This is a genomic window from Novosphingobium sp. KN65.2, from assembly GCF_001368935.1.
In the GTDB taxonomy this organism is placed as follows: domain Bacteria; phylum Pseudomonadota; class Alphaproteobacteria; order Sphingomonadales; family Sphingomonadaceae; genus Novosphingobium; species Novosphingobium mathurense.
Genome location: NZ_CCBH010000076.1, coordinates 1 through 8,180, shown reverse-complemented (window position 1 = coordinate 8,180; position 8,180 = coordinate 1). Strand labels below are relative to the sequence as shown.

10 protein-coding genes are annotated in these 8,180 nt (G+C 60.7%); 1 reads left to right on the top strand and 9 read right to left on the bottom strand.

Annotation, left to right across the window (positions count from 1 at the left end; genetic code table 11):
* Positions 1 to 75 precede the first annotated feature (75 nt).
* Genes SPHV1_RS03020 through SPHV1_RS03010 form a run of 4 tightly spaced genes read right to left on the bottom strand, consistent with a single transcriptional unit; the run spans position 76 to position 2,702 of the window.
* Complete coding sequence (locus tag SPHV1_RS03020; protein WP_054944610.1) at positions 76 to 312, bottom strand: hypothetical protein; 237 nt, start codon at positions 310 to 312, stop codon at positions 76 to 78.
* Positions 312 to 551 carry a hypothetical protein gene (locus SPHV1_RS03015; RefSeq protein ID WP_054944609.1) on the bottom strand — a complete coding sequence of 80 codons (240 nt, stop codon included), beginning with the start codon at positions 549 to 551 and terminating at the stop codon, positions 312 to 314. Before SPHV1_RS03015 ends, SPHV1_RS03020 begins: the two co-directional genes overlap by 1 nt.
* A complete protein-coding gene (locus SPHV1_RS24790; RefSeq protein WP_156367218.1) occupies positions 548 to 712 on the bottom strand; it encodes a hypothetical protein in 165 nt (54 codons plus the stop codon). The genes SPHV1_RS03015 and SPHV1_RS24790 overlap by 4 nt, the downstream gene beginning before the upstream one ends.
* Before the next feature lies 1 nt (position 713).
* Positions 714 to 2,702: a glycosyl hydrolase family 28-related protein gene (locus SPHV1_RS03010; protein WP_054944608.1), complete on the bottom strand. Its 1,989-nt coding sequence runs from the start codon at positions 2,700 to 2,702 to the stop codon at positions 714 to 716.
* A gap of 143 nt (positions 2,703 to 2,845) precedes the next feature.
* On the opposite strand from SPHV1_RS03010, the gene SPHV1_RS03005 reads away from it, so the two are divergent.
* The gene (locus tag SPHV1_RS03005; protein ID WP_156367217.1) at positions 2,846 to 3,070 is read left to right on the top strand and encodes a hypothetical protein; all 225 of its coding nucleotides are present in this window, start codon (positions 2,846 to 2,848) and stop codon (positions 3,068 to 3,070) included.
* 57 nt (positions 3,071 to 3,127) lie between these two features.
* Here the strand turns inward: SPHV1_RS03005 and SPHV1_RS03000 are convergent, their stop codons facing one another.
* Genes SPHV1_RS03000 through SPHV1_RS02980 form a run of 5 tightly spaced genes read right to left on the bottom strand, consistent with a single transcriptional unit; the run spans position 3,128 to position 8,160 of the window.
* Entirely contained in the window at positions 3,128 to 5,710 is a 2,583-nt protein-coding gene (locus SPHV1_RS03000; RefSeq protein ID WP_054944606.1) for a hypothetical protein, read from the bottom strand.
* Positions 5,710 to 5,970, bottom strand: coding sequence for a D-Ala-D-Ala carboxypeptidase family metallohydrolase (locus SPHV1_RS25355; RefSeq protein ID WP_054944605.1), 261 nt, complete (start codon positions 5,968 to 5,970; stop codon positions 5,710 to 5,712). Before SPHV1_RS25355 ends, SPHV1_RS03000 begins: the two co-directional genes overlap by 1 nt.
* Complete coding sequence (locus SPHV1_RS25350; protein ID WP_054944604.1) at positions 5,942 to 6,838, bottom strand: hypothetical protein; 897 nt, start codon at positions 6,836 to 6,838, stop codon at positions 5,942 to 5,944. The genes SPHV1_RS25355 and SPHV1_RS25350 overlap by 29 nt, the downstream gene beginning before the upstream one ends.
* Positions 6,839 to 7,651: a hypothetical protein gene (locus SPHV1_RS02985; protein ID WP_054944603.1), complete on the bottom strand. Its 813-nt coding sequence runs from the start codon at positions 7,649 to 7,651 to the stop codon at positions 6,839 to 6,841. It abuts the gene before it with no gap.
* On the bottom strand, positions 7,651 to 8,160 hold the full coding sequence (locus tag SPHV1_RS02980; protein WP_054944602.1) for a GNAT family N-acetyltransferase: 510 nt from the start codon (positions 8,158 to 8,160) through the stop codon (positions 7,651 to 7,653). The genes SPHV1_RS02985 and SPHV1_RS02980 overlap by 1 nt, the downstream gene beginning before the upstream one ends.
* Positions 8,161 to 8,180: the final 20 nt, after the last annotated feature.

Genomic DNA, 8,180 nt, shown 5'->3' with positions numbered 1-8,180 from the left:
CCCTCCCATCCGGCGACGAAGGGTGTGGCAATGGCGAGTGCGGCGGCGATGGCCCCGCCTGCGATCTGTTTGCGATTAGCCATTCTTCTGCGCCTTCAACCGGGTGGCAATGGCCGAGGCCGTGACGATCAGGCCGAGCAGCGGCCGGGCCCAGTCGGGCAGCAGATCGACGACGCGCGCGAATCCGCCTGGATCACTCGCGGCCCACCCGGAAATGACGCCGGCCAGCAATGCGAGCTGCACGCTCGACCAGCGCCACGCCTCCCGCCAGTCCTCGACTAGACGCGCTTCGATCTTGGTCTTGATGTCCATCACCCCACCCTTCCAAGCAAGAAATTCGCAATCATCGCCACCGCGCCGCCGATACTGCCTGCCACCAGCACGATCACTTTCCACGCGCCCCGGCGCTCGATTTCCCGGCTCTCGATCTTGGCAAGTCGCTGGTCTATGCTCTCAAGGGTCTTGTCGATCTTGCCTAAATGATCGTTCACTGCCTCTAACCGGCCCTCCATGCGCCCCATGTCCCGGTGGATGTCGTCGTGCGTGGTCATGCCCGGCGCTCCACCCGGCGCGGCCAGACAGCGGTATTTCCTCCGACATGGAATGAACCATCGGGGTTGACCTTGCTGACCCTGTAGGTTCCAGCAGGGACGATGCTGTCTTCCTCGTGGCGGAGGGTCACCAGTTCACCAACTGTCACAGAATTAATCATGTCAGCCGTCCACGCTAATGACCCAGCGGTGACGGGCCACTGCCGCACCGGCTGAGGTGACGAGTTTGAGAGAGAGCCGATCCGCAGCGCTAACGGTGAAATAGTTGGCGGTGTTGACAAGCTGGAAAGAAGCGGCGCCGCTGATCGTGCCGGTCATGGCCGTATCCACGCCGTTTTTCCGAACCGTGTAGGTGTACGTCTGTCCCGCGCCCGGAGCGGTGTCCACTTCCACGACTAACTGCGAAACCAGCCCCGGCCGGCCCAGCAACATGTACGCATCACCCTCGTTGGCCTGCGCCCCGTCCCCACCCATGTAGACCGTCGCCCCAGCAGCGACCGTGCCCACCGAAGTTCCGGTGAGATTGGCCCCGCGAACAACGTTGGTCAGCGGGTACTGCTGCGGCAGGTTGCCGTGGATGATGTAATTAAGCGAGGTCGTCCCATTGTTTACTGAAAAGCCGCCACTGCCCGGAGAACGGAGGTCACAATCCTCGATGATGAAGTTCTGGCTCGCCCCGACCGCGACATTAACGTTGTGCAACTGTGTTGAAGTGTTGACAGTCGTGGAGACGTTACCAATCGTGCAGCCGATCAGTTTCCACTCGCTCACCCCCGCCGCAACATCCACACCGTTATAAGTGTTGCTGGATGCGGCAGAGTTGCGGGTGATCTCAGTGCCGTTGAATGAAACGTTGCTCCCGCCGTCGAGATTGACGCCGTGGAAAGCGCTGTCCCTGACCCATCCCGAAACCCATTTCAGGTTTTCAAGGTTAGCCCCCAGAATGCGAATGCCATCTCCTTGAGAGTTGCTGGACCAGCACTGCAGGAACTCATTGGCGACAACATCCTCATTTGTGCCGTCGAACAACCAGTTTCTGGTCAGGCAGCTATCGCCAAGCACCTTGGTCATGAACAGGTATCTGCAAGGATGGCCGGCGACAGGCGCAATATTGATGCCCGTGTTCATCGTGGTCACATCGATGGTGTCAAAGAACTCACCAGATGCCTGCTTGATATTGATGCCGACCGATGCCGTGTTTGTCCCGGTGAATCCGAAGTTGGAGATCTTGCCGTCACGGAAGGAATTGCCAGCGCCCTCCTGGGAGCCGTTCACATCGAGCAGGATGCCATAAGAAGTGGTGTAAAGAATCTGGAACGATTTGAATTGGTTGTAGAAGCTACCAAGGCATTGAATACCGAACTGAAAATTATGGATGCCGATATTTTCAGCAATGAACATGCCATTGCCATTCTTCACACTGAGGCCGTATCCGGTCGAACCGGACCCCTGAAATCCACTGGTAAGCCAGCCTGCGCCTGCCTCAATGGTAATTCCTGAAATACCACCGCCCTGCGTGAGAGAGGCGTAGTTGAAGTTCACACCGTTACCCGAGGCATTCGACTGGCGAATGATGGTATTCTTCATGCCAGCCCCGACAAGGTAGATCGGAGAGGTGATGGTGAGCGCAGACGAAATCTTGTAGATACCGGGAGGGAAGTAGAGAATCCCACCTGTGGCTGATACTGCGGTTATTGCGCTGTTTATGGCGCTGGTGTCGTCGGTCGAGTTGTCGCCCTTCGCGTTGTATGGCGCATCCTTGACTGAAACGAATTGCTTCAGCTTTGCGCCAACGGTTCCAGCGGCGTAAGTTGCAGATTGTGAAAAGCCGATAAGGCTAGCGCCCGAGGACGCGGAAAAAGACTGAATTGCAAGATCGCGGGTTACCTTGACGACATCCACATCGTCGCTGAGAATAACTTTATACGCTGTCGCCGATGAGTTCAGCCATATCTCGGGAAACCGGCCCGCCGAATCAGACAAGACAGGATTGGTATTGGCATTGGTTCCGGCCAGCGCATCGGCCTCGGTGGGATATGTATCCTTTTTTGTCGATGTGCCGGTGACATAGAACGTCAGCTTCCAGCCAACACCGACAGAGCCATCAGTGTCCTCAACGGAAAAAATACCAGTATCGAAAAGTTCGGCCATCCAGACAAATCCAAGCGTTTGGGGTCGCGAGGTTTGTGTCTGGACGGATGCGCGTCACCTCTGGCGCGCGGGCAAGAATGCCCTCCGATGGCGAGTTTCTAGCATATCTATGCAGGAAGCGCAAAGCCCTGTATGGTAAGGCAATGCGTCTAGCCATTATCGCATCAGCCCTGTTGCTGACAGCCTGCGCGCCGCGCCTCAGCTTCTCGAACGAAGCGGGCGGCGTCATCAACCGAACCGGAAGCATCGGCAGTGACCGGGCCTATAAACTGGCCACCGACCACTGCGCGAAATATGGAAAGATCGCCCGGTTTACGGATCGGGATGTGCTTACGAATTCCATGCGGTTTGAGTGCGTGGCGTCGTGACCAAGATCTTCATGATCGCTTTCGCCAAGGGCATCGTCATCGCGCTCTACGGCGTCGTCACTGATTGGGTAGAGCGGCGACGGAACCAGAAGCGGTCCCTGCCTGAATAGCGCGACTGGTCTTGGCGCCCTCCATGAGCGCGCGCAAAGTCTCGCTTTTCACCCCGCGGCCAGCCTTGGTCAGAAGTCGCTGTCCGGCCTTCGTGTAGGCTCCGGCCAGAATCGTGCCGATTGTCAGGCCCGCGCCAGTGTTGCCCGTTGCCGCATCGGCGCCGCCACCTGTACCGATGAGAAGCGCCGGCAAGATCCAGCGCCCCGCCGTACCGCTGTCAGGGATCTCGCTCGGGAGATTGTCTTGCGCCGCGCGCTGCAAGTCGTGGAACGGACCTTCACCCTTCGCGGCCGCCCTGGAGCCCTCGAACTTCTTCACGCTCGATCGCTCAGCCATGCCGAGCTGCGAAGGCGTGAACACGCCGCCCTTGTTCTTGGCCCTGTTGACTGAATCTTCCAGAATGTAGAGGCGTCGTGCAGCAGTCTTGGCCTTGTTGTAGTCCTCAACGACTTCGGGCGCGCTGCGCTTGAACAAACCAAAGATGGCTTCCTCTGCATCGTCGATTGCGCCGCCAATGCGGTTGTAGAGAGGGTCATTGCGATAGCCGGACTTCAGCTTACGAAGTTCGCGGCTGATTTGCTGCATCGCCTCACCAGTGATATGGTCGCCGGTCATGTAGGGCTGGAGCGTGACGGCGATCCCGTTCGCTACTTCATCGCCGACGCGTGGGAGTTGCAGCGTCTTCTGGACGGCGACCGAGAGGTCTTGCCCGAACTGCTGATCTGCCGGTGCGGACTTGCCTTTGAGGGCTTTGTCGTATGCCTTCGACACGAGATCGTCGGCGGCGAGAATGGCATCTTCGCCAACCTTGCCGCCGATATCTCCATCAATGGGTTTGAGCGCGCGATTGAATGCGGCCCTGTTGAAGCCTTGGATGCCCTCGGCACGGCGCGCATTGATGACATCGCCGACACCGGGGAGGCCTGCAATTCGATCTTCATTCCTCTTGATCAAGCCCCCGCGCTGCTGACCAACGGTGAGCGGGATGCCCTCATCTTGGAGGGTCTTGATCGCAGGATCGGTTACGCCGCGCGCGGATGAGCGAATGGCGCCTCCGACCTTCGATCCGAGATAGCTGCCAGCAAGACCCGCCGCCGCACCGGTTCCAGCACCAGTGAGGCGATCCATGGCAGTCGCAGGAGCGCCATCGCTGCCATAGTCGGCCATTCCGGCACCAGCCAGGCTACCATAGGCCGTATCTGCGGCCAGCGCACCACGAAGGCCGGTCAAGCCCCCCTTGGCCAGAGCGCTTTCGCCAAGCAACGAGGTCATGATGCCGCCGCTGACATTGCCAAGAGCCGCCGCGGTTGGGCTTTGCTCGGAGGTCGCGTCAATGCCACGCCTTACCTGCTCGGCATTCCCACCGGTCAGGCCTGCGATGCTGTCGAGGTTGAAGCCGCTCGCCGCGTCTCCCGCATTGATCGCATAGGCGCCAGGCGCGCTGTTGCCGATTGCGTTGATAACCTGGCCCGCGCCCGAGATCGGCACAATGCGGTCATCGAGCTTGCTGGTGTCGTATTCACTGATGGCAACGCCCGGATTCTTGTCGCGGTACTGTACCTGCGCCATGATCGACGGGAAGGCGGTCGGATTCACCCCGGCCGTTCGCGCCCATGCGATAATCGAACCCGCGTCGTCGCCTCGGGCCAAGCGCTTCGTGTACTCGTCGCGGATGCCCTTGCCGACCAGATCGGGATCGTCCTCCGTGCGGAACTTGCCCGTGGCGATGCCTTCTGCGGAATCGTCGCCACCGGTATGCGTCGCACCGGCAATTTTCTTGCCCTGTTCGTCCGCGATGGCAGGCGGCGCTTCACCCGCCTCCGAGCCCGTCGAGATGGACTGCATGAACGGCGCGATCTTCTGCTCGATCTCGGACCACTGCGGGCCGGCGTTGACCTTCGCCGCCTCGATCAGACGAAGCATGCGGTTATTCTTGGCCGCGATCTCCTGCTCACTGTCGCCATAGGCCGGGAAATATGCCGCCATCTGCCCGGTGAGCTGCTCGTCGTTGTACGCAGCGCCAGTTCCCAGCGTCAGGAGCGCATCGAGCACGTCACGCTGGGCGTCATGGACCATGCGCCGGTCTGCGCCGGCAACAGCGCGCGTGACAGTGCCGCCGATACCGCCCGGCGAGAGATCGCCACGCATGTTCTCGACGAACCCCGGAGACTGCGCTGAGGGATCTTTGGCCGTCACGCCCTGAATGTCGTTGAAGCCACCGGCAATGCGCGTCAGGAGCGTCGAAACCTTCTGCTGCGCCTCGGTGGGCTTGGCGGTGTCGCCGTCCTTTACCTTCGTTCCGGAGATCGGGCTGACATCGCCCTGCGAACTGATCTGGTACTTCTGATCGGTCGGGAGTCCACGCGCTGCCGCCTCCTGATCCGAAAGCGGGCGGTAAGAGGTCTTCGGCTCAGTCGGCTTGTCCACCTTCGGCGGGCTGTAGATGATGCCGCCGTTTCCGCTGCTGGGGGCGGGCGTCGGGGTTGGCGTCGGAGCGTCGAACTGATCGAATGGATTGGTCTGTGCCATTAGCCTCGGGGCTCCATGTGAACGTGATCGCCTTCGTTGATGACGTCGAGGTTGGGGTTGAGAGCCTTCAAGCGCCTTGCGTACTCGGACATGCTCATCCCCTTCGGAGGTACGCTGTCGCGCGCCATCGGCGAGCCATCGGGATAGCGGCGCATATGGTAGCTATTCAAAACGCCGCCGACTTCCTTGTTGTGCTCCGGCGAGCGATAGGTGCTGGTCACCTGTTCGCCATCAATTCCCCGGAAAGCCGCCGGTGCCATTGCTGGCACCGCCTCCCAGGAACTGCGCGGAAGCCCCAGCGCCGTACTTCTGATCGAACTGTGCGGCGAGCGATGGATTGCTGCGCAGATAGTCGATCGCACCCTGCGGAATGCCGGAAACTTGCGATGTGCCCGGCGCGGGCGATCCTCCCGGCGCAATGACAACCTCATTGTTGCCCTCGGGCCGGATACGCACCGCCATACCGCCCGGCGCCACGGAGACGACCTTACCCGCCTGAAACTCGCGCTCGGCCAGCTCGTTATCAATCATCTTGTCAACATCGATGCCGGTCGCCTGCATCATGCGCAGGCCGTTGTTCGACAGATCGGCGCGTGAAAGCTCTTCTGGCGTGAATCCGACTTCCTGAAGCTGACCTGCAATCGACTGAAGGAATTGCGGGCGCTGGTCCTCGGGAAGTTGCGACAGGACATGCGCCGCCGACGCCATCATCGTGTTCTTGGCCTCGGCGCGCTTCAGATCGGCCTCGCCCATCGTCTTGAAGGCAGTCGCGATCTTGCCGCCGACCTCGGGGTCAAGAACGATGAGCTTGGACAGGACATTCGGGTCCGGTCGGCGCTGTGGCTGCGTTGGCGCAGCGGAAGGCGCCCCCGGAAAGCGAGCCTCCATTGCCGATGTTTCGGCCCGCTGTTCAGGCGTTGCGACGATCCCGCTTGGCTGCGATGCCTGCGCTGAAAGGCTGGTCTGGGGCGCCTGTTCGCCGCCGCCGAACAACTGCCCCATCAGTCCGCTGATCTGCTGCTGGCGCTGCTGGTCGAGACGCGCCTTTGCCTGCGCGGCTCGGTCGGATTGGCCCTGCCGATAGGCGTTGATGAGGGCGCCTGCGTCGATTCCCTGGATCATCGCCATTTAACCTTTACCCCCAAACCACCCAGCGCCCTGACCGTAGAGGTAGGCTCCAGCAAGGTTCTGCACCGTCCCGTTGATGGCATTGCCGGTGTTGATCGCGCCAGCCGCCTGCGCATTGCCTGCATTGGTGTAGGCATTGGCGATGCCAGATGCGGCCTGCGCTCCCGCCGATGCCGTGCCAGAGGTGGCGCCAGAACCTATACCGGCAAGGTTCATCAAACTGTTGACGTAGTTGTTGTACTCGCCCGACGCCTGCCCCTGTGCATAGTTGTTGAGCGACTTCATCGTCGCCCCAGAAGCCAGCGAGCCGCGCGCCGCCGCCGAGCGCTGGATCGCCTTTATGCCCTCATCGAGGCGGAACTGATAACCGGGCGAAGTCTCGAAGCCGCCGTAAGGTTGGCTCGTGCCCTGCGCTGACCCGCCGCCGACCGTATAGGGCGACAGATCGCGCCGAGATCCATCCTTTTCGTAGTGGTACTTGCCGAACTGCTGGAGTGAGCCGAATTCCTGCTGCCCTTTCGCGCCGAGGCTGTTCCAGTTGGCAAGGGCGTCTGGATTGCCCCTGACATAATCGTCCCAATTGACTTTTGATGTGTCGGTGTAGTCGATGCCGTACATGCCCGCGAGCTTGGAGAGCGCACCTTGCCCGACAGCGCGATAAGGCGCGTAGTCCTCTCGCGTGGTGTCGTACATGTACTGCTGGACATCGGCGGCGCGATCCGCGCCCTGCTTCGATGCCTTGGCCGCAGCCTTCCCTGAGGCGTATTGTGTTACACCGCCGACAATCGTGGCGCCAACTGCTACAGCAACCATCAGATGTCCTCCAGCATGGCAGAATACCAAGTCTCGACCGGCTTCATGCCGAGCGCCGCAAACAGCCTGCCGCTGTCCCGGTGCAGCTTCGATCCGAAGTATGCGCGCGTCACCCCGCGCCGTTTCGCCTCGCGGATCACGGCCCGGAACAACCGAAGCGCTGCCGTCCCGCCGCGGATCTCGGGGTGCGTGAAATAGATATCCATCTTGAGCGACAGGCTGTCCTGATAGTGTAGCTCGCGCTCGACGAAGCCGATGAAGTAGCCGACCAATCTTCCGGCGCTGCGCAGCGTCACGAGCAGCAGTATCCCGGCATCATTCAGCGCCTCGTAGCGGCGATAATCCGGATTGAGAGGAACGCGGTCCTTGTTGAGCGCCAGTTCATCCCAGTGCAGCGGATAGATGCGTTTCAGCTCGTCGACGCAGGTGCTATAATCTTCGACCTGAGCCGACAGAAAAGCACGGGGTGCCTTCGGTGTGTCCAGCACCCCGTCAGTCAGTCCGATCACCTCTGTCCGGCGTCAGCGCC

Coding starts and splice junctions, on each gene's coding strand:
- SPHV1_RS03005 (WP_156367217.1), top strand. CDS start 2,846: ATGCGTCTAGCCATTATCGCATCAGCCCTGTTGCTGACAGCCTGCGCG.
- SPHV1_RS25355 (WP_054944605.1), bottom strand. CDS start 5,970: ATGGCACCGGCGGCTTTCCGGGGAATTGATGGCGAACAGGTGACCAGC.
- SPHV1_RS03010 (WP_054944608.1), bottom strand. CDS start 2,702: ATGGCCGAACTTTTCGATACTGGTATTTTTTCCGTTGAGGACACTGAT.
- SPHV1_RS03020 (WP_054944610.1), bottom strand. CDS start 312: ATGGACATCAAGACCAAGATCGAAGCGCGTCTAGTCGAGGACTGGCGG.
- SPHV1_RS24790 (WP_156367218.1), bottom strand. CDS start 712: ATGATTAATTCTGTGACAGTTGGTGAACTGGTGACCCTCCGCCACGAG.
- SPHV1_RS02985 (WP_054944603.1), bottom strand. CDS start 7,651: ATGGTTGCTGTAGCAGTTGGCGCCACGATTGTCGGCGGTGTAACACAA.
- SPHV1_RS03000 (WP_054944606.1), bottom strand. CDS start 5,710: ATGGCACAGACCAATCCATTCGATCAGTTCGACGCTCCGACGCCAACC.
- SPHV1_RS25350 (WP_054944604.1), bottom strand. CDS start 6,838: ATGGCGATGATCCAGGGAATCGACGCAGGCGCCCTCATCAACGCCTAT.
- SPHV1_RS03015 (WP_054944609.1), bottom strand. CDS start 551: ATGACCACGCACGACGACATCCACCGGGACATGGGGCGCATGGAGGGC.